At 48.6% G+C, this 19,783-nt stretch carries 23 protein-coding genes and 2 tRNA genes; 10 read left to right on the top strand and 15 right to left on the bottom strand.

Features of this window, described 5'->3' with window-relative positions:
* Positions 1–92: 92 nt before the first annotated feature.
* Genes EOE67_RS21015 through EOE67_RS15820 form a run of 3 tightly spaced genes read left to right on the top strand, consistent with a single transcriptional unit; the run spans position 93 to position 1,832 of the window.
* Entirely contained in the window at positions 93–1,034 is a 942-nt protein-coding gene (locus tag EOE67_RS21015; protein WP_164852386.1) for a HipA domain-containing protein, read from the top strand.
* The gene (locus tag EOE67_RS21010; protein WP_164852384.1) at positions 1,010–1,477 is read left to right on the top strand and encodes a HipA domain-containing protein; all 468 of its coding nucleotides are present in this window, start codon (positions 1,010–1,012) and stop codon (positions 1,475–1,477) included. Before EOE67_RS21015 ends, EOE67_RS21010 begins: the two co-directional genes overlap by 25 nt.
* A gap of 22 nt (positions 1,478–1,499) precedes the next feature.
* Complete coding sequence (locus EOE67_RS15820; protein ID WP_127700305.1) at positions 1,500–1,832, top strand: helix-turn-helix transcriptional regulator; 333 nt, start codon at positions 1,500–1,502, stop codon at positions 1,830–1,832.
* 105 nt (positions 1,833–1,937) lie between these two features.
* On the opposite strand, the gene EOE67_RS15815 is transcribed toward EOE67_RS15820, so the two are convergent.
* The 4 genes from EOE67_RS15815 to dnaQ all read right to left on the bottom strand — a co-directional run bounded on the left by EOE67_RS15815 (position 1,938) and on the right by dnaQ (position 4,489).
* Positions 1,938–2,014: transfer RNA gene (locus tag EOE67_RS15815), tRNA-Asp, on the bottom strand.
* A gap of 69 nt (positions 2,015–2,083) precedes the next feature.
* Positions 2,084–2,160 (bottom strand) — tRNA-Asp (locus tag EOE67_RS15810).
* 107 nt (positions 2,161–2,267) lie between these two features.
* Positions 2,268–3,794: a TIGR03503 family protein gene (locus EOE67_RS15805; RefSeq protein WP_164852383.1), complete on the bottom strand. Its 1,527-nt coding sequence runs from the start codon at positions 3,792–3,794 to the stop codon at positions 2,268–2,270.
* Entirely contained in the window at positions 3,782–4,489 is a 708-nt protein-coding gene (gene dnaQ / locus EOE67_RS15800) for a DNA polymerase III subunit epsilon (protein WP_127700303.1), read from the bottom strand. The genes EOE67_RS15805 and dnaQ overlap by 13 nt, the downstream gene beginning before the upstream one ends.
* 77 nt (positions 4,490–4,566) lie before the next feature.
* Between dnaQ and rnhA the strand changes: the two genes are divergently transcribed.
* Positions 4,567–5,034, top strand: a complete 468-nt coding sequence (gene rnhA / locus EOE67_RS15795) for a ribonuclease HI (RefSeq protein WP_127700302.1) — start codon at positions 4,567–4,569, stop codon at positions 5,032–5,034.
* Between the two features lie 76 nt (positions 5,035–5,110).
* Here the strand turns inward: rnhA and EOE67_RS15790 are convergent, their stop codons facing one another.
* Entirely contained in the window at positions 5,111–5,860 is a 750-nt protein-coding gene (locus EOE67_RS15790) for a sulfite exporter TauE/SafE family protein (protein WP_127700301.1), read from the bottom strand.
* Between the two features lie 246 nt (positions 5,861–6,106).
* On the opposite strand from EOE67_RS15790, the gene EOE67_RS15785 reads away from it, so the two are divergent.
* A complete protein-coding gene (locus EOE67_RS15785) occupies positions 6,107–7,264 on the top strand; it encodes a glycosyltransferase family 4 protein (protein WP_127700300.1) in 1,158 nt (385 codons plus the stop codon).
* A 55-nt stretch (positions 7,265–7,319) separates the two neighbouring features.
* On the opposite strand, the gene EOE67_RS15780 is transcribed toward EOE67_RS15785, so the two are convergent.
* The 3 genes from EOE67_RS15780 to EOE67_RS15770 all read right to left on the bottom strand — a co-directional run bounded on the left by EOE67_RS15780 (position 7,320) and on the right by EOE67_RS15770 (position 9,859).
* Positions 7,320–8,333, bottom strand: coding sequence for a glycosyltransferase family 9 protein (locus tag EOE67_RS15780; protein ID WP_127700299.1), 1,014 nt, complete (start codon positions 8,331–8,333; stop codon positions 7,320–7,322).
* A gap of 263 nt (positions 8,334–8,596) precedes the next feature.
* Positions 8,597–9,172 (bottom strand): hypothetical protein, encoded by a 576-nt coding sequence (locus EOE67_RS15775; protein ID WP_127700298.1) that lies wholly within the window; start codon positions 9,170–9,172, stop codon positions 8,597–8,599.
* 138 nt (positions 9,173–9,310) lie between these two features.
* The gene (locus EOE67_RS15770) at positions 9,311–9,859 is read right to left on the bottom strand and encodes a glutathione peroxidase (protein ID WP_127700297.1); all 549 of its coding nucleotides are present in this window, start codon (positions 9,857–9,859) and stop codon (positions 9,311–9,313) included.
* A 427-nt stretch (positions 9,860–10,286) separates the two neighbouring features.
* Here EOE67_RS15770 and EOE67_RS15765 point away from each other — a divergent pair, with 427 nt between their 5' ends.
* Complete coding sequence (locus EOE67_RS15765) at positions 10,287–10,484, top strand: PA3496 family putative envelope integrity protein (RefSeq protein ID WP_127700296.1); 198 nt, start codon at positions 10,287–10,289, stop codon at positions 10,482–10,484.
* Positions 10,485–10,780: 296 nt separating this feature from the next.
* Here the strand turns inward: EOE67_RS15765 and EOE67_RS15760 are convergent, their stop codons facing one another.
* From EOE67_RS15760 to EOE67_RS15745, 4 genes are all read right to left on the bottom strand, one after another.
* A complete protein-coding gene (locus tag EOE67_RS15760; RefSeq protein ID WP_127700295.1) occupies positions 10,781–11,605 on the bottom strand; it encodes a DUF4198 domain-containing protein in 825 nt (274 codons plus the stop codon).
* Between the two features lies 1 nt (position 11,606).
* Entirely contained in the window at positions 11,607–12,113 is a 507-nt protein-coding gene (locus EOE67_RS15755) for a DUF2271 domain-containing protein (RefSeq protein ID WP_240652843.1), read from the bottom strand.
* Positions 12,114–12,204: 91 nt separating this feature from the next.
* Complete coding sequence (locus EOE67_RS15750) at positions 12,205–12,837, bottom strand: PepSY-associated TM helix domain-containing protein (protein ID WP_240652842.1); 633 nt, start codon at positions 12,835–12,837, stop codon at positions 12,205–12,207.
* A 393-nt stretch (positions 12,838–13,230) separates the two neighbouring features.
* Positions 13,231–13,584 carry a DUF2750 domain-containing protein gene (locus EOE67_RS15745; protein ID WP_068064624.1) on the bottom strand — a complete coding sequence of 118 codons (354 nt, stop codon included), beginning with the start codon at positions 13,582–13,584 and terminating at the stop codon, positions 13,231–13,233.
* A gap of 202 nt (positions 13,585–13,786) precedes the next feature.
* Between EOE67_RS15745 and ettA the strand changes: the two genes are divergently transcribed.
* The 3 genes from ettA (at position 13,787) to EOE67_RS15730 (ending at position 16,178) form a co-directional block, all read left to right on the top strand.
* On the top strand, positions 13,787–15,448 hold the full coding sequence (ettA, locus tag EOE67_RS15740) for an energy-dependent translational throttle protein EttA (RefSeq protein ID WP_127700294.1): 1,662 nt from the start codon (positions 13,787–13,789) through the stop codon (positions 15,446–15,448).
* A 167-nt stretch (positions 15,449–15,615) separates the two neighbouring features.
* Positions 15,616–15,861, top strand: a complete 246-nt coding sequence (locus tag EOE67_RS15735) for a type II toxin-antitoxin system CcdA family antitoxin (protein ID WP_127700293.1) — start codon at positions 15,616–15,618, stop codon at positions 15,859–15,861.
* The gene (locus EOE67_RS15730) at positions 15,861–16,178 is read left to right on the top strand and encodes a CcdB family protein (RefSeq protein ID WP_127700292.1); all 318 of its coding nucleotides are present in this window, start codon (positions 15,861–15,863) and stop codon (positions 16,176–16,178) included. Before EOE67_RS15735 ends, EOE67_RS15730 begins: the two co-directional genes overlap by 1 nt.
* Positions 16,179–16,253: 75 nt before the next feature.
* Here EOE67_RS15730 and EOE67_RS15725 read toward each other — a convergent pair whose 3' ends face one another.
* The 3 genes from EOE67_RS15725 to EOE67_RS15715 form a co-directional block, all read right to left on the bottom strand.
* On the bottom strand, positions 16,254–17,036 hold the full coding sequence (locus tag EOE67_RS15725) for a substrate-binding periplasmic protein (RefSeq protein WP_127700291.1): 783 nt from the start codon (positions 17,034–17,036) through the stop codon (positions 16,254–16,256).
* Positions 17,037–17,187: 151 nt separating this feature from the next.
* On the bottom strand, positions 17,188–18,378 hold the full coding sequence (locus EOE67_RS15720) for an amino acid aminotransferase (RefSeq protein ID WP_127700290.1): 1,191 nt from the start codon (positions 18,376–18,378) through the stop codon (positions 17,188–17,190).
* A gap of 65 nt (positions 18,379–18,443) precedes the next feature.
* Positions 18,444–19,205 carry a GAF domain-containing protein gene (locus EOE67_RS15715; protein ID WP_127700289.1) on the bottom strand — a complete coding sequence of 254 codons (762 nt, stop codon included), beginning with the start codon at positions 19,203–19,205 and terminating at the stop codon, positions 18,444–18,446.
* Between the two features lie 195 nt (positions 19,206–19,400).
* Here EOE67_RS15715 and EOE67_RS15710 point away from each other — a divergent pair, with 195 nt between their 5' ends.
* Positions 19,401–19,763, top strand: coding sequence for a translation initiation factor (locus EOE67_RS15710; protein ID WP_127700288.1), 363 nt, complete (start codon positions 19,401–19,403; stop codon positions 19,761–19,763).
* Positions 19,764–19,783: the final 20 nt, after the last annotated feature.

The following is a 19,783-nucleotide window of genomic DNA, read 5'->3' as shown; positions in this document are numbered from 1 at the left end:
CTCGAAAAAAAATAGAGTATTGCCTAAATAATTTGACATTAAAAAGCACTATTCCATAATAATGCATATAAAAACATACATTAGAGATGACGATGCAGCAACTTTGTCTACAGATTTATCTGGACGGTGTCTGGCAGGATGCTATGCAGCTTGAGTTTGCTAAACCTGATGCAGGCCGGTTTGGCCCAGTCAAAGCTGCATACAACCGCGCTTTCACCGCACGCTATTTCCAACAAACTGCAGCTCACCAGGTGTGTTGTGAGTGGCCGATAGAATTACTCGCAGTATATCGGCATCCGCAATGGCCGGCATTTTTAGATGATATTATGCCGGCAGGTGCTGGCCGTCGTTTGTGGGTAAAAGAGTTGGCGCTCGAACATTTATCCGGACCTGAACAAGATTTTCAGCTGCTGCGTCACGGCACAATAGCCCCGATAGGTCATTTGCGGATCAAAGAATCGGTGCAGTTTGCAGAGCAACAACTGAATACGTCTTTGCAGCAACTCAGATTTTCTGCACAACATATTATCGAACGAGACGCTGATTTTTTGCATTATGCCCGCCAAATGGGGGCAATCTCTGGTGGAGCAACCGGCGCGGGCGGTGAAGCCCCGAAATTGCTGATCCGCCAAAATCTCTCTGGTGAGGTTTGGTTAGATCCTTTACAGCATAATCAACAAAATCCCGATCAGCACTTTTTAGTGAAATACGCTCGGGGGCAGCGAACTGAGATTGATAAAGAAATCCTTCGTGCAGAATATCATTACTATCAGGAACTGCATGCCCTAGGCATTCATACTATCGATGTACAGCAGATGAAACTCGAAGAAGGCACTCATACACCTTCGTTGTGGTTGCCACGTTTTGACCGGCCACGTTTTGAATCGCCTCACAGTGCACAGACAATGGATACAGCAACACCTTGCGGTACCATGCAGCAACGACTGGCAATGGAGTCGGTTTATTCCTTGCACAATAAAACACCGGCAGCTATCTGGATCATCACCAAGTGTTGCAAACTTTACTGCGCGTAATAAAGCAAAGCGGCCAGCCTGTTGATCAGACCGCTTTCATCGCCGACTACCTGCAGCGAGACCTATTGAATCTATGTTTTGGTAACAGCGACAACCATGGCAGAAATACTGCAATCATCAAAACACCACATAATATTAGCCTGGCGCCGGTGTTTGATTTTGCGCCGATGAAAGCTGATCCTGAAGGCATAGTCCGGGCGACCAACTGGAGCAAAGATTATCAATTAGCCAGCACTGTCAACTGGCCCAAACTGTGTGAGTCATTCCAGGATCAAGCCGAAAGCGAAGCTATCTTTGAAGCGCTCATCGCCTTGGCTAAAAAGCTGGTTGGTCTGCGTGAGCGCTTGGCTGCACGCGGTATTTCAGCTTTGATTCTGGATATGCCGGCTATGGGCTTCAAATCACTCGACCAAAACCTGAAACGTTGGCAACTGTTGCCATGACCAACTTAACGTGGTGGAAACGATGACAGACCCAAAAAACACCATTCAGCCACCGCAACGTGTCAGACGATCGGTGCTTGCGGAATTCAGCCCAAGTGAATTAGAGCAGCGCAAAGCAGCACTTTGTCAGGCACTATCGGAAAATCGGCTATCCATGGGTAAAGGTGCCAAACAGATCAGAATTGAGCTTTTGGGAATGAGCCAGCAAGAATTCAGTGCATTTGTAAAACTGAGCCGACAAACCATCAGCGATATTGAAAATGACCGCGCAGACCTTACTATGCGCTCGGTCAATAAACTGTTTGCGATCATCGGTATGACATTAAAACTTGCTCCGGCAAACTCCGGCAACTGAAATCGATGTGTACCCGCAGGAATTTCTGTATGGGTGTAAAAACAAAAAAACCAGCACAAGGCTGGTTGATGTTTTACTGAAATTTTTTACTTATTCCAGTAAAAGTGGCGGAGCGGACGGGACTCGAACCCGCGACCCCCGGCGTGACAGGCCGGTATTCTAACCGACTGAACTACCGCTCCGCGCTGGAGTGAGCTTGCGCTCTTTGGCTTAAACCCTGAAAAGTAAACTTAACAGGAAACTTTCTGAAGTGGCGGAGCGGACGGGACTCGAACCCGCGACCCCCGGCGTGACAGGCCGGTATTCTAACCGACTGAACTACCGCTCCGCGCCAAGCACAGCAGCATTTTCAATTGGGTATGCTGCGTTGCGGCGGGAATAATACGGATTCGCCGATAGGCCGTCAACCTCTTTTTTGGCGCATTTGGCTAATCCTTAATCATCCGGTAATGAAAGATCTAAAATATCATCACCGCCGTTGTTTTTTTGAGCTTTTTTAGCCGGAGTCTCGGTAGCCGCAGCCTGTGACGACGACACGGCCCCCACAGTTGCATCAGCAGCGCCCCCGGATTTCTTACGTTTGATTAGCGCCGCCGGATTTAATTTTGCCAGTAACATGCTGATCATCTGCCGTGCTTTGTCATTCATCATCCATAACACCGAGCCCCCACCCAGCAGCAAGATTAATACATTGGCGGCGATCACCCAGCCAACAGGGAAGGGTTTTTCCGGCGCTACTGCGGGTTCTGATATTGGGGCTTTGGTGGCGGCAGCTGCCGGAGGGACATCTTTTGCAGCAACGGCCGGCTCTTTTGCGGTTGCAGCAGGGTCTGGAACCTCAACCTTAGGCCCCACCACCTCGAAGGTATATTCAGGCAAGCTCATCACAAATTCACGGCCACCTTTGGTGCGGCCAAACATCATATTGTCGACGCGGTAAGTACCAGCACCTGTGTTCGCAATTGCCAATGTCCGGCTATTGCCAGGCATTTCACCCACAGTGAAACTCTGGACTTCACTGTTTGGAAAATGGATCCGGCCTTGAAAAGCCACAGTATTGCCATCGGCCGGACCATCCTTGATGGTGTAAGTTAACTGATGACGACCTGCATCATCCGCCGCCTCAGCCACCTTGTACGCAAGAGGCGTCCGCTGTACCAGGATCGGCGCCTGCATCAGTTCACGGGTATAAAGTGGTGTTTTTACGATGTACTTCGGGATCCACTCACCCGCGGGAAAATCCAGTTTAAACTCACCGGTAAAAATGGCATCGCGCGGTCTTTCATCAAAGTTTTTGCCATCATCCTGAAACGAGGTGAATTCCAGCACGGTCTGACTGTTATTGTCGTATTCGGCTTTTTGGGTACTGATCAACAACACTTCGAGTTTGAGTACATCCCGAAAATCTTTGGCATTGATCGGCTTGCCACCGTTGGTCAACCGGGCTGTCACTTTCAGCGTCTCACCGACCATCATATCGGTGGGTAATGGATCGACCTTTAAATCAATATCGGTCAACACCATAATCCGGCTTTCCGGCAAAATAGTACCAATGGCCTGCCAGGGACCCGGTGTCGGTTGTTTAATTCTGATTAAGTCGTAGGTTTTATCGTCGTGCCACTCCATCTGGTGCTCAGTGGCGGTGCGTGAATACACTTTACTGCCATCAGGTTTGACCAGCACCACCGAAGGCGTGCCCTTTTTTCGGAAAAACACCAAGGTAATTTCGTCAACTTCATAATCAATCCGAAAGCGGTTATCCAGTAGCGGTATTTGATTCGATGCTGATAAATCAGGTAGTTCGGTAAGCCCCTGACTGGATCCTGTGGTAGGAGCATTGTGATCGGCGGCCGTTGTGGTTGGGTTTGCAACTGTTGTGGTGGCCGACTCTTGCGGATTGGTCGTCTGAGCCGATACGGCTGCAACACAACACAACAATAATGCCGTAATTAACTTCGCCACAGGCAGCTGCCTCCTTTTTTCTGCACTAAGTCGAGACGTTTTTCATGCGCCGCTAATTCGTCACTGCTGGCGTTGATCACATTGAGCACGCCACGGCGAATTAACCCCTGATTGGTTTGCTGCAACTGCTGCGCTGCATTATCCTGATGCGCTGCCAGGTTCAGACTGACCTGGCCGCCGGTCATCGCCAAATAGACATCGGCCAGAATTTCCGCATCCAACAAAGCGCCGTGGAAAGTCCGGTGGCTGTTAATCACATCGTAACGACGGCAAAGCGCATCTAAGTTGTTTTTCTGGCCCGGATGTAAATCGCGCGCCATCGCCAGCGTATCCAGCACCGCGCAAATGGTCGCGACTTTCGGCAGTGGTGGATTGAGTAGATTAAATTCGTGATTAATAAAGCCGACGTCAAACGCGGCATTATGGATCACCAGCTCAGCGCCCTGAATGTAGTCAAAGAAGTCTTTGGCAATATCCCGAAACCGCGGTTTATCAGCGACAAATTCGTTGGTGATACCGTGAATATTAATAACTTCCTGATCCATAAAGCGATCTGGGTTCAGATACACATGGAAGTTATTGCCGGTCAGTCGGCGGTTAAACATCTCGACACAACCAATTTCAACGATGCGGTGGCCTTCGAGTGGGTTGATGCCAGTAGTTTCGGTATCGAGAATAATCTGTCGTTTTGCCATCTTAGGTTCGTTTTTTAGCGCTTTTGCGTTAGATTATACGCCGTTTAAACAGCTGGGAAGCGTTAAGGCTTAAATTGATGCGTAAAACTGTGGCAATCTTCACTGATGGATCCTGTCTGGGTAACCCCGGCCCGGGCGGTTATGGCGTGGTGTTAAAATACAATCAGCATTTAAAAGAGCTGGCAGGTGGCTTTAAGTTAACCACCAATAACCGGATGGAGCTGATGGCGGCCATTATCGGCCTGGAAAGTTTAAAAGAAGATTGCAGCGTAGTGCTGACCACCGACAGCCAATATGTCCGGTTGGGAATTACCCAATGGCTAAAAAACTGGAAACGCAATAATTGGCGCACCAGTCAAAAAGAGCCAGTTAAAAACAAAGACTTATGGCAGCGTCTGGACGCCGCCAGCAGCCGTCATCACATCGACTGGCAATGGGTGAAAGGTCATGCCGGTCATCCGGAAAACGAACGGTGCGACGAGCTGGCGCGGGTTGCCGCCACTGAACAGGCCACTGACATTGATACTGGTTTTAGTGCGGGCTAACTTCGTTGTGGATACAGAGTGAACGAGTGAAATCGCGGCAATACCATCGAAACCAACAACATCCTGAACTGAAAGCCTAGCCGACAGTCAGTTGCCGCACAATCAGACTCACACCTAACACCAACAACAACACCGCAAATGCCCGGCGCAATAGCGGCTGTGGCAAGCGTTGACTGAGCGGCATCGCCAGCAGACTACCCAATGCGCCTAAGGCACCGATGCTGGCAATTAATTTCAGGTCTAGCAGCACACCTTGTTGCTGCAACTGTAGATAATGACTGATAAAACCGCTGCTAGTTTGCAGGAAAATCAGCAGCAGGCTGGTGGCAATGGTTGCCGCCATCGTCAGCGAAGTCACCGCCAGCAATAACGGCACTATTAAAAAGCCGCCGCCAACCCCAACAAAACCGGTCACCGCCCCTAACAAAGTTCCCAGAGCCAACAATTGCCAGCTGCGTGATAGTGGCCAACGCCACAGCTGCTGCCGCCACATATTGACTGCACTAAAACTCATCAATAGCGCCAGCAGTAGAATTTGCCAGAAAGCCGCCACCTGATGACTGAGCAAACTGCCAAGCCAAGCACCAAAAATTCCAGGCAGAGCGAGCTTGGCCACCAAGGCCCACTGTAGGTGCTTGCGATAAAGATAGGGTAACAACGCCACCAGGCTAATCAGCGCTACAATGCCGAGCGCCGAAGCAATCGCAATTTTTTCCGGCAACTGTAGTAAATACAACAATACCGGCACCGTCATAATAGAACCACCCGATCCAAACAGGCCCAGGCATAAACCAATAAACAGCGCAGCAAGCATCGTCAGCAACAATTGAGCTTTAATCCTATATTCTAAAATAGAATAACGTAATAACCAGAACTAGTAGTAGCGCTGATAGTAGTGCTTGTCTGCCTGGTGATCAAGTTGTTAGTTCTCACCTGCTACAGCATTAGCACAAACGGAAACATTTTTTAACGGCTTTGCCATGCACAATGCCTGGCAGAAGTTGGTTCTTGGCAAAAGACCGTGACTTCAGCGTTCGAAATACCCTCACTCCTTCAGCCATGGTTACCTTTAATGCAATATGATGCTCCCGCGACCACCTATTTAGTCTACCGCCACTTTTATGATCCAAAAACCCAACAACTGATGCTTGGCGGCATTGAAAATTATCTGCTGCAACTGGCCAGGCTATTACAAAGTGAAGGCCAACGTTGCGTGGTGGTACAAACTGCAGACCATGATTTCAGCGCTCGTTTCCAAGGTATTGAAGTGATTGGCGTTCACTGTGGGGCGCATCGTGGCAATCGCAAAAAATTGGCGTTGTTTCAATACATCCGCAGCAGATTTAACGACCACAGCGACAGCATCATTTTTGGCACCGACAGTTATTATGTAAAAAACAACTATCGCCGCAGTATCGCCATCCAGCATGGTGTGTCCTGGGACAAACCCGCGTCCCGCAGCATTTTTGGTTTTATCAAAAGCTTGCTCAATCATCAGAAGTATTTAAATTACATTCGGGACTGCCGCAATCTGGTCTGTGTCGACCACAATTTTGTCAATTGGTACCGCACTTATCGCAATTTCCCGGCCCAAACTTTGGTGCGGGTGATTATGAATTTCAGCGCTGGCGCTATTAGCCAGCACCAGTTGGAACAAAAATGGCAACAGCCACTGGCCAGCCCACGTTTACTGATCGCCCGCCGCTTTGTCGATTACCGCGGCATTGGTCTGGCGATTGCGGTGGTGCAGAAACTACTGTTGCAGTATCCAACCCTGCAAGTGACCTTTGCTGGCGAAGGCCCGCTTGAAGCCGATATCCAGGCCGCTTTTGCCAGTCAGCCGCAAGTGAAGATCTGTCGCTATGGCCCAGAAGACGCTTTGCACATCCATTATCAGCATGATTTGGTGTTGTTGCCTTCGATTGGTTCAGAAGGCTCGTCATTAAGTCTGGCCGAAGCGATGGCCGCAGGCTGCGCCGTGGTGAGCACCAATGTTGGTGGCCTTAGCAACATGATTATTGACCAGTTTAATGGCCTGATGGGGATGCCAGACGCCGATACGCTCTCTGCACAGCTGGCCTACTTTCTACAGCGCCCAGATGATGCGAAGCGGATGGCATTGCAGGCACATGCTACCGCCATCAGTAGCTTATCGCTGGGGCGCTGGCAGCAAGATTGGCGGCAGTATTTTATGCAGTTGGGGTTTGATTTGCGGCGGGTGGCAATATAGTTACGCCCTAACCGGCTGTAGTGGCTGCAGCGGATGATGAATCCGCCTCACCCCATCAAGCCTCTTTTGGCGCCAACAAACGTTTTGCGGCATCAGCAACCAGTTGTGGGCTGATTTCACAAATTTGTTTATCCAGATCAAGAGCCTGGCTATTACAAGTCAGGTGAATACCATGGGTTACTTTGGGCTCGACACAACTCCACGGACTGGTGCCAAAACCGATGACGGCGACATATGGAATTTTTAACGCCGCCGCTATATGCATCTGACCGGAGTCGATAGAGAACACCAGATCCGACCCATTGATAATATCGGCCAGTTCTGCCACCGTTGTTTTTGCTGTTACATCGGTCACAGCAATGCCTTCTGCGCGCAAATAGTCGGCAAGTGCCGCATTTTCAACGACTTCCTGATGGTCGCCAAGTAGTACAAAGTGACAGTTGTGGTGGGCAGCCAACAAGGACAGCGCCTGACTGGCGAGTTCAAACGGATAGTGCCGGCTCAGTTTGTAACGACCACCGAAGTACACCACCACTTGTTTGGCACTATCGGTAAAAGATATTTTCCCAGCATTCAGGCTAATCTGTGGCATCTCAGTAAAAGGCTGACCATGCGCCAGATTTACCAAATTACCGTAGCGGTATTGGTAGTGAAAATTCGGATCAAGTTTAAATGCCTGAGATAACAATGGTGTACGACCATTTTTCGCATAACCAATCTGATCGCGGATTCCGGCCAACGTACACAACAGCGCGTCACTAAATGAGTTGCGTAAATGATAAACCCGACTGAAGTTATAGCGGGCTAACTGCCTTGCCACACGCCACAAGGACTGTTTTGGTTTGGCGTATCGACCATCCACAATCACCTGACAGCCGGCAAAATCATGATTGGCAAATAATTGCGCCACATGCGGCCAGGTAAGCAGAAAAATTGGGTTTTGCGGATACAGCATGCGAATCATCTGCACCGCCGAAGTCGCCGTGACTGCATCTCCCAGAAAACGAGGCATCACAATCAAAATAGCAGCAGTTGGATCTGTTGGTGGCACAGCAGGTTTTAGCATCATGTGGCGAATTCAGAACTTAGAAAAATAGCAGGACAAGGAAGTGTTATTGAATCAAAACGATTTCGGAAACACAAGGCGTTTGAGTCATCATCAATACAACTTCTACTACAAATTAAAACTTAAATCCGACAATGCATAATTTAGCTGGCTTGGACCATCGATGTTTTTGTCATTCCTTATACTGCCGTTCAGGACGAGATAAATAAAGGCAGCCAGGCAACCCTAGCCGCTGATTAAATTTATCTACGAATACCTAACCAAAATTAAGGTGCAGATACATAGCTTAATACAGCAAATCCCGTCTTGATGACTTTGTGTTCAACCCCGCCCATCGGAACATAACAAGTACCGTAGGTGCCTTGCGCTGTTTGGGTATAGAGTAATTTACCTAAAGTTCCGGTCCGTCCATCGTGGCATCCGTAAATAGGCCTGACGTGACTTGGTCCAAAAGAATATGAGTCCAAATGAATACTGGTGGAGATATTTCCGGTACTCCATTTAAACGGAACGTTAATTTTCAACAAATCGAAATTTTCAGTTCTTTTATATTCCTTACCATCCCAAGGAATGAAGCAAGCCGCAGTCGAAAGTGGTTGGCCTTTAAAAACGATTGCTTTGCCAACATTCGTCAGTCCATCACTTCTATCGTTCTCACGGCAATAATATGAATTTCTGTTTGTATCTCCATATTCATGATTGAAAATCATCGTTACATGATTAGGTTTAGAGCTGTCTGTGCTTTGTGCTAGGTTTTTGTTAACCCAATATACATCCGCTGCAGCTGTTGAATAGACTGCAGAGCAAGACATTATTAATAAAGCAATTTGTAACTTTTTCATCAAAATTCCTTGTTGTGTTTAAGTCTGACGTAAACCACTTGTCGCCAAAGCAGATACTAATGATGCTTAGCTACTGCTCACAACATGGAAAACCATATATCACTTATTTATCAAATTTTCGTTACTTTATTACAATAGCTACTGCGCCAATATCTTCTCAACCGCAGCAACAAAATCAGCATCGCCAGGGCTTACCTTGCTACCAAAATGCTGCACTGTTTTTTCGTCTTTGCTGACCAGATATTTATTAAAATTCCAGGAAGGTTTTTCACCGCTTTTCGCAATCAAAGCTTTGAACACCGGATTCACATCATCACCGCGTACAGCACTCGTTGAAAACATCGGGAATTTCACGCCGTAATTGATATAACAAACTTCCGCCGTTTTGGCTTCGTCGTCATGTTCCTGCATAAAATCATCAGATGGGAAACCCAGTACCACTAAGCCTTTGTCGGCATACTTTTCCGATAACGCCTGCAATTCTTTAAATTGCGGGGTAAAACCACACTTACTGGCGGTGTTGACGATAAGCAGCGTTTTATCTTTATATGCTTCACATAAATCAATGGTTTCTTTGCTGCGTAATTGCTGCATTGAATGGCCAAGAATATCGCCACACTGATTGGCCTGTACTAGAGCTGATTGCCCCAGACAGAGGGCTCCGAAACCGATAATCCAATTGCGCATGTTTTTCTCCTGGTGAATGCTGGTTTGTGATGCTGGTTTGTGATGCAGTGTAAGCTTATCTACGTTCCAGTATACCGAATAGATCGCTGCGGGATCCGTAAAGGATCCAATTGACCACCGAAGATTGTTCAGTAAAGCAGCAAAGTCGCCGGTGCTAAAACCGGCAGTTCCGGCGAAGTGATAAAGAACTGCGATAAAAGGCAACGACTTAGCGCTAAGTGTAGTAATATTTATCGTCACGATAAAAATAAATTGCTTTTGTGGCGAAAACTTTAACGCTAAAACGCTAGGGTCAGCCGATAGTGAAACCTGTTGCGCCAGGGCAGCTATAGACTCTAAATCTTTGCAGATGCAGGCAAAAAACCTGCAACTTCAGAGAAATAGGGCATCGGTAAAAACAAAAATAAAACCATGGAAGTAACGATAAATGGCAGAAATGATCGTTGGGGACTATGACGCCGTCGATATTGCGGCAGAACTGAAGCTGAGTAAAACAAGCGGCAAAGAAAGTAAAAATAAACACAAGCTCGAAGCCAGACGCAAAATTGATGATCTGCTGGAGCAAAAAAGATTACGCCGGTTGTTAGACTTAGAAGAAGATGACGAACTGAGTCTGGAGTATTAATCTCCGATCCGTTCAAAATACAAAGGGCCTACGGGCCCTTTGTATTTTCTGGTATTTCCAAGTGGGAAGCACCATCCGGCGGACTAGCCTGCGGCTGAGTCGCGACCTACTGTTGGTTCCTCAACACAAAGCTAATCACCCCGCAGTAGGGCGTCACTCACCGCGTAAGGTGCGCCGAGCCTGTTGTTATCAATATACACCCGTCATCGTTGAAAATTCGGGCTTGTTAACTTCAATCGCTCGCCTACCCGAATCTTCAAGGATCACGGGTATAGATCGATGACGTGTACATCAACTTAAGGCAATGCGGCTTCAAAGCTTAAAGTAAAACCTTCCCGCACTTTATCAGCCAGCTCGTTATTCACATCCGCCTGATACGAAGCTTCTAATAAATAACGACCCGCCACCGGAGCGGTGAAACTGAATTTGCCACTGGCGTCCGTTTTATGGTGCATCCGCTCTGGCTCGTTGCGGTACAGTTCACCATCGCGCGATAAATCTAGTTCAACCCCTGCAGCTGGTTTGCCGTTCATCAGCAACGTCACCGTCACTTCTTCGGTAGCGACTATATCTGCCGGATGGCGATCAAATTGGAATTCCAGACCTTTGTTGGTCAGCACCAGCACGGCATCAGATGGTTTATTCACGGTAATAAAGGCCATCGAACGGCTGTTACCCTGGGTGGTCACCACTTTTTCAGCGCCGGCCGGCAATTGCGCTGCACGGTCTTTTTTATTGGCCATCAGACGCTTACGCTCACCTTTCAGTTCATAACTGGTGAAAAAGCGGCTGCCGTTGCCCAGTTCTAAACGGTACGTACCTTCAGTCGCGAGCTCGACATCAGCCTGCGATTTACGTTTGCCCTGATACACCGAACCGACTTTGCCCTGCTGGCCATCCGGGGTAAAAACTTTAAAGTTGTCTAGCGGAATACCTTTGTCCCATTGGAACGTCATATTGGTTGCTGATACATCAACACTGACCCAACCACCGGTTTTGGACTGTACATAATGGCTTGGTACCACGGTCATGGTATGTGCCGACAGTTGCAGGCTGAACATTGCTGCAAGCAGACCCACTGCGGTAGTTGTGGCCGACAGCCATTGTTTATTGGACACCATATTATTTCGCTCCCTTTGATAATTGAATGGCACCGATTTCGCTGCCGGCTTTGACTTGAATCTCGACGGCAGAGCCATCCCAGTTAAATGCTTGTTTCACCAGATTACGGCCGCCATGTTCACGCGCAGCTTCGACCACTAACAGGTATTGACCCGCAGCAACGGCTTTGCCTGCATTGTCGTCGCCGCTCCAGCTCAGTTGATACTTGCCTGGGCCTTTGGTTGCGCCAGTGCGGGCGTCTACCAAGGCTTGATCACTGCGGCCGGTTTTGCGCCAGAAACGGCGTAAATCTTTGATCCAATCTGGTTTTTCGCGCCACAACTCGATGAGTTTAACCGGTTGCTCTTTGGCATCTTCAATCCACACCGCGACATAAGGCCGGTGATAAGGGCCATGTTCAGGTTTTGGCAGTTCCAGTGCGATATTGAGCTTGTCGGCAGCTTGCGCCGGTACCAGAAACGTACTTAAAGCCAGTGCAGTGGCCAAAGCCATCGAATGTAATTTCATTTGTCCCTCATTTTCCAGTGCAACTTTTGCTGCGGTTGTATTCAGGTAAAACATTGAAAATAGTGGCTATTAGTTCAAGGCTCGCGCAGTTTTAATGCAGCGCTGCCAGATAAGCCAGTAACATCACAATCACCCCAAATATGGCGGTATTGATGCCACTGCGACGCCTTGACGGTTGGCGCCACAACAAATAAAAACCGGTCAGGCCAAACAACAAACAAGCAACGCCGGTGATATCAATCAGCCATTTCCAACTGCTCCCCGCGTAACGGCCTTTGTGTAAATCGTTGAGCAGCGCCAGCGTGCCGGCATATTCAGTGCTGAGTTCTACCTGCCCAGCGGCTAGTTCAATCACGACCGTGCTGTAACCAGCCGGGCGTTTGAAATCTAGTTCCAGCAGTTGCTCATCGGGGTCATAACTGAAGTTAAATACCGCGCCTTGCACCTGATGTTGTGCTCGTAACCAATCGGCAATTTTGTTGGCTTGTACGGCTTGCTCGAGTTCGTCATCGCTCCACGGCAAGGTTTTCAGTTCATCCGGCAATTGCAGTTGTTGGCTGTTGGAACTCGCACCAACAGCGCTTTGCCACTCCGGGTGATTTAGGGTAATGCCGGTCACGGCAAAAAATAACAGCAACACCAGCACCAGCATCGAGCTGTAGATATGCACCAGCCGCATGGTTTTGCTCAGCCAGACACTGGGTTTTGGAACTGCAGACGACACCTTGCACCACAACAGATGAAAAATAATGCGCCGATCTTACTGAGAATCCTTCTCATTTGCAATGCAATTGAATTGAGTCGCCGCACTCTTTACCTGATCTTTACGCAGCGCGGTTTTTGCCTAATAAGCAGGCGCTGATTTGTGGCGAAGACAAGCTTTAAATCTGGTGATATAGAAGCGCAATTTCCAGGGGGATTTTATCGACCACAAAGCAAAACTCGCCGACCTACCGCAGCAACTGGCGTTATTACAGCCAGCAATGAGCCGACAGCAACCAAGGCAATTTAAGGATCTTTTTGGATAGAAAATAAAACGGGGGTCGAATAAAAAAAGGGGTCGGAGAACATTGTTTGCACCACAAACAATGTTCTCCGACCCCTTTTTCTGTTTTAGTTACTGTACCTGAGCTAACGCTTCCAGGATTTCACGTGGTTCTACTTCAGGACCATTCAGGGACTCGTCCCAGTTGGTGCCGATCAGCACACCATCGTCGTACATTTCTTTTAACCAACCATCACAAAACACATCCAGTGCAATCGCTTCTGGTTTGTACTCGGCCCACTCTTCGCTGCAATGCAGTTTGGCGGCATCTTCGCTCGACCAGAATGGCATCACGTCGGTATCTTCAAAATCAACTGATTCGACGACTAATAAATCTTCGCCATGTGCCAATACCCAAACCTGACCATGGGTGCGAGCTTCAGCGATAAATTCTTGAAATACCGGATCATTTGCATACTCGGACATGACTGTTTCCTTTTGTTGGCATAAGTTGGCATAAAAAAGACGCTGCCAGATAGCAGCCGATGCGCTATTAAAACAGAATCCAGCCCAGAAAGCGCCCCGTGCGGGCGAATTTAATTACGCGGGCCCGCTGCATCACTTTCCGTTGCCTTGAAAAATAACGTACAATTTCGCCACTTGTTTCACAGCTGGAAGAGTCAACTTTATGGCGCAATTTATTTATTCAATGTACCGGGTGTCCAAAGTAGTCCCGCCCAAACGAACCATCTTAAAAGATATTTCCTTGTCATTTTTCCCTGGCGCCAAAATCGGCGTGTTGGGTTTAAACGGTTCTGGTAAATCCACCTTATTACGCATTATGGCTGGCATCGACAAAGAATTTGAAGGTGAAGCCAAGCCATTGGCCGGCACCAAAATTGGCTATCTGCCACAAGAGCCGGTGCTTGATATGAGCAAAACGGTGCGTGAAGTGGTGGAAGAAGCCGTTGCCGACGTCGCGTACGCCCTATCCCGCCTTGACGCCGTATACGCCGCTTATGCCGACGAGAACGCCGATTTTGACGCCCTCGCCCGCGAGCAAGGTGAACTGGAAGCCATTATTCAGGCCAAAGATGGCCACAACCTCGACAATACTTTAGAACGCGCCGCTGATGCCCTGCGCTTGCCGCCATGGGATGCGCGTATTGACGTGCTGTCTGGTGGTGAACGCCGCCGGGTTGCCATTTGCCGTTTGTTGCTGGAAAAACCAGACATGCTGCTGCTGGACGAACCGACTAACCACTTGGACGCCGAATCGGTTGCCTGGTTAGAACGTTTCCTGCACGATTATCCAGGTACTGTGGTCGCCATTACCCACGACCGCTATTTCCTCGATAACGTTGCTGGCTGGATTTTAGAACTGGACCGCGGTGAAGGTATTCCGTGGGAAGGCAACTACTCGTCATGGTTAGAGCAAAAAGACGCCCGCCTGCAAATTGAAGAAAAAACTGAAAACGCCCGCCAGCGCTCAATTAAACAAGAGCTGGAATGGGTACGCACCAATCCAAAAGGCCGTCATGCTAAATCCAAAGCGCGGATGGCGCGTTTTGAAGAATTGCAAAGCCAGGATTACCAAAAACGGAATGAAACTAACGAGCTGTTTATTCCGCCTGGACCACGCTTAGGCGATAAAGTGCTGGAAGTGACCAACTTACGTAAATCCTACGGCGATCGCGTACTGATTGACGATTTAAGCTTTGCCATTCCCAAAGGTGCCATCGTCGGCATTATCGGTGCCAACGGCGCTGGTAAATCGACCTTGTTCCGGATGATTTCCGGCACTGAGCAGGCCGATAGCGGCACCATTTCGTTAGGTGATACCGTGCAATTGGCGAGTGTCGATCAGTTCCGCGACAACATGAATCCAAAAAATACCGTGTGGCAGGAAATCTCCAACGGTCAGGACATGCTGCAAATCGGCAACTTCACTATTCCAAGCCGCGCTTATGTTGGTCGTTTTAACTTTAAAGGCAACGATCAGCAGAAGTTTATCGGCGAGTTATCCGGTGGTGAGCGTAACCGCGTGCACTTAGCGGCGCTGTTAAAAGCCGGCGGCAACATGCTGCTACTCGATGAACCGACCAACGATTTGGACGTCGAAACGCTGCGCGCGCTGGAAAACGCCATCCTCGATTTCCCGGGCTGCGCCATGGTGATCTCGCACGATCGCTGGTTCCTCGACCGCATCGCCACCCACATTCTGGATTACCGCGACGAAGGCAAAGTGAATTTCTTCGAAGGTAACTATTCAGATTACGAAGCCTGGGTGAAGGCGACTTACGGCGCTGCAGCGCTGGAGCCGCATCGTATTCGGTATAAAAAAATTTAGTTATATTGATGTTGAAGTTGGGCGCTGTTGGCGCCCTTTTTTAACACCTTTATCAGCTGGATTTTCCACTCGCTACAACCTTGCCGCTGGTACCATGTGCGCATATGATATATCTACCCAAACAATGTGACGATGCATGCAGACCTGACAAGCTTGGAGAATTCACCATGAACCATGTTTACGATCTCAACGCTGCTAAAAAGCCTACTAATCTGAGTATCAATAGTGACTTGCTGGCAAAAGCGCGCGGGTTGAATATCAACCTTTCAGCGACATTAGAAAAAGCGCTGGCTGAGCAAGTGCAAAATGCGAAGAGGGCGCAATGGGCGCTGGACAATGCCGATGCTATCAAAGCGTACAACGAATTTGTTGAAGCAAATGGCACTTTTAGTGACAGTGTGAGAAAGTTCTGATGAGTCAGTTTGTTGCATACCGCAACGACAATCCTGCCACAAACCACCGCTATCCCTACCTGCTAGATATTCAAAGCGATTTACTCAGCGAATTGAAAACGACTGTCGTTATACCACTGTCTCCAACGGGAGTAGCCTTAGCAAAACATTTTAGTCGGCTAAACCCGTTTTTCACCATCGAAGGTGCGAACGTTATCGCACTGACCCAGGATATTGCCGGTATTTCCCGAACTATGCTCGGTGCACAGGTCTGTGATTTGTCTGAATATCGTTCTGAAATTATCGATGCCGTTGACTTTGTTTTATCTGGCATCTGAGCAATAACATCGATGACAATTCGCTATTTTGAGCTATAAATGCGCATAAATCTGGATCATTATAAAAGGTAGGAATTATTCAACCTGCGGCAAGCCCAATTCCATCACTTTCTTCAGTTCTACCGAACCTTCAACTTGTTGATACGCATCCCGTAAACGCTGTACCAGCTTGGGATCTGAGCCTTTTTTCAGCGCAATCCAGGTCTGTTGTTCCAGTTCGGGGATAAACAATACAAATTTGATATCGGTGGGCTGCAGTTGATGTTTATTGAGCATATCGTCAATGGCGCTGGGATCGTCGATCATCAGGTCCAGTTTCCCCTTCACCAATAGCCGCCAGGTTTCGACTACGTCTGGTTGCAGCTGCAACTGGGGCGCTGGCTGCCGCGCGACATTTTTCAGCCATTCAGCGGAGAAATCATCACGTTGGGCGCCGACCACATACTGCTGCACATCATTGAGTTGTTGCACCTGAATATCGTGCCGCGCCGCCAGCTTCAGAAAACCAAATTTATAACTGCCAACTTTGCCAATCCATTCAAATTGCTGTTCGCGCTCTGGAGTTCGGGCCATGTTGTAAATCAGCACATTGGGAGTCGAAGCTGCGAGGCGAAAGGCGCGCGCCCAGGGGTAGACTTCATAGTGTGGGGTAAGCTTGGCTTGTTGCAGCATTTGCTCAACCACTGCTGTGGAAAGCCCTGCTACTTTGCCATTTTCATAGGTTTGATGCGGCGGTGACACTTCCAGCACCACCCGCAAATTTTCGGCGGCAACTGGTATGGCGCAGCCAAATGCAACACTAAAAAATAACCTGAGCGACCATGCCCGACATCTTGGTGGATCCCATGTACCTGTCAACTGCGACGACTCCGGCTATTGCATTAGCTTTACCTTAAACAGTGGCAAAAACAAAGGCAACCTGAAGTTGCCTTTGTTGGGAAATAAATCACGGGGTTTGCCAGCAATCTATCTTGCTATACCAAAAATCATCACCGATGACAGGTGCACATTATTTCAGAACTGCTGCCACCGACTTGGCGAAATAATCGATATTGCTGTGATTTAACCCAGCAATACTGACGCGGCTTGAACCCACCATATAAATGCTGAATTCACTGCGTAAGCGGTCAATTTGCGCCTTGTTAATGCCAAGGAAACTGAACATACCGTGTTGTTTGGTAATGAAGCTGAAATCCTGCTGCACGCCTTCAGCGGCCAATTTGTCGATAATCAACTGGCGGTAGTCATTGATGCGGTTACGCATTGTCGCCAGTTCCTGATGCCACAAAGCGGTCAGTTCTGCACTATCGAGGATATGACTGACGATAATTGCCCCATGCGCCGGTGGCATGGAATAAATGCTGCGCACCACACTTAACAGCACTGAACGGGCAATTTCCACGGTTTTTTTATCAGCGGCAACCACTGAAACCGCACCAATCCGCTCACGGTATAAACCGAAGTTTTTCGAGCACGAAGTACACAGGATTAGTTCAGCCACTTCATTGGCCAAATGGCGTAAACCGGCGGTGTCTTCATCCAGACCCAGACCAAAACCCTGATAAGCCATATCGACCAGCGGCGTAAAACCTTTTTCTTTGGCGAGCGCGGTAAAACGTTGCCATTGGGCGAAGTTTAAATCCATACCACTTGGGTTATGACAACAAGCATGCACCAATACCACGTCACCGGCCGGAACCTGTGCCAGCTCAGCAAACATCTGCTCTTCCTGCAGACCTTTGGTGCTGTAGTCGTAATAGGCGTACTCTTTGACTTTCAGGCCAGCAGCCTGAAACATCGAAATATGGTTGGCCCAGGTTGGATTGGTAACCCAAATGGTGGCATCAGGATTCGCGCGTTTAATAAATTCAGCGGCGACCCGCAGTGCCCCAGTACCACCAGGCGTGTGCGCCGTCGTGGTGCGGCCTTCTAATAAAACTTTGTGCGGGCCAAACGCCAGTTTTTCGATATGGGCGTTAAAGCTTAAATCACCGGCCATACCGATGTAGGTTTTGCTATCTTCATGATCCAGCCGCAGTTTTTCCGCTTTTTTCACACATTCCAGTACTGCAGTGTGGCCTTGCTCGTCTTTGTAGACGCCAACACCAAGATCGACTTTCAGTGGATTCGGATCTTCTTTGTACGTCGCCATTAAACCTAAAATCGGATCCGTAGCGACTGGCTGTAAATGAGAGAACATGACAAATTACCTGTTTTGTTGCTGCAAATGGACAGCGCTGAGTTTGATCAACGCTGCGAAATTTATTAACTATCTATCGAATTTAAATCAGTATTTTCAAGTGTTCCTTCAGCACTGGACTGAGCTGCCCACAACGTCGGCACCAAAATCGCTGTTGCAATCAACAACGCCAGCTCATCAGCTTCGAACAACTGTTTCTGAAAGGCTTCGGAATCAATAATACCAACCACCTGCCCGGCTTCGTCATACAGCGGAATACAGGCTTCGGCTAAAACTTTGGGGTCGCAGGTGTAGTACTCGCCACCTTGCTGCAAATACGCCGGAACATCGTTGATGATCCGCGCCTTGCCAGTTAAGCCGACAGTGCTGTTGTTGCTGATGGCAGCAAATTCGGCGGTGAGTGGAAATTCAGCCCGCGATGGTGCACCAAAATAACTCAGTTTCACCAGCACGGTGTCGCCCTGGAGATTCACCCGGCGCTGATAAATGCCGAACCAGTCACTTTTGCTATGCGATTGATAAAAGTCAGTGACGCTGGCCATCTGTTGCAGTAGTTGCTGATTGGCGGCTGTTTGGCCACCTAAAATGGCAGTTAAATCATAAGGCTGCTCGGCAAGTTGCCCGAACAATGAACAAGCGCCACCTTCACCGAGTTCCGGCACCTGATATTGCCATTGCATAGCAGGAGCCGCGCCTGAGGCTTGAACTTGTTCAAGTTGCTGCTGATATTGCTGTAAATAATGCGCAACAGCCTGCTGTAAAGCTTGCTGCTGAGATTCAGTTGCTGGGAATAAACCGCTTAGCTTGAGATAACGAACAATTGACATTAGCCGTCCAGATTTCCAAAAAACCGCGATAGTCTAGCAGAAGTCACTAAAAAGCCAACGGCTTTTGGCTGACTTTTCACCGTTTCTGCCAAAGAGCCTGCAAAGCACCCGACAAAGCCGCTGCGATACTTGCCGGACCTCGTAAAGATGCATTATCTTGCCACTATTCCCCCGCCCACAACAGGTGCAACGGTCATGACTTCGAAAAAAATCTCCCTTGCCGACTGGCAACAACAATCGTCCAGTTTGGTTTACAGCACTGCCAGCGGCACTATCGAACCAGAAAAAGCCGAAAAAACCGGCGGCACTGCCTTTAGCGATGGCCATTTACGCCTCAAACGCGAAACCAAAGGCCGCAACGGTAAAGCGGTGATCACTATTGCTGGTCTAGCAGAGTCACACGATAAACTGACGGAAGTGGCGGCACTGTTAAAGAAAAAGTGTGGTTGTGGTGGTTCGGTTAAAGACGGCATTATTGAAATTCAGGGCGACCAACGGGAAGTTATTTCGCAGGAATTGACCAAGCTTGGTTACAAGTTGAAGTGGGCCGGTGGTTGAATAGCGGTTGTTAAATTTTC

It is taken from the genome of Rheinheimera riviphila (genome assembly GCF_004005945.1).
In the GTDB taxonomy this organism is placed as follows: domain Bacteria; phylum Pseudomonadota; class Gammaproteobacteria; order Enterobacterales; family Alteromonadaceae; genus Pararheinheimera; species Pararheinheimera riviphila.
Note: the sequence above shows the minus strand (reverse complement) of the source record. Positions and strands in the feature narration are given on the sequence as shown.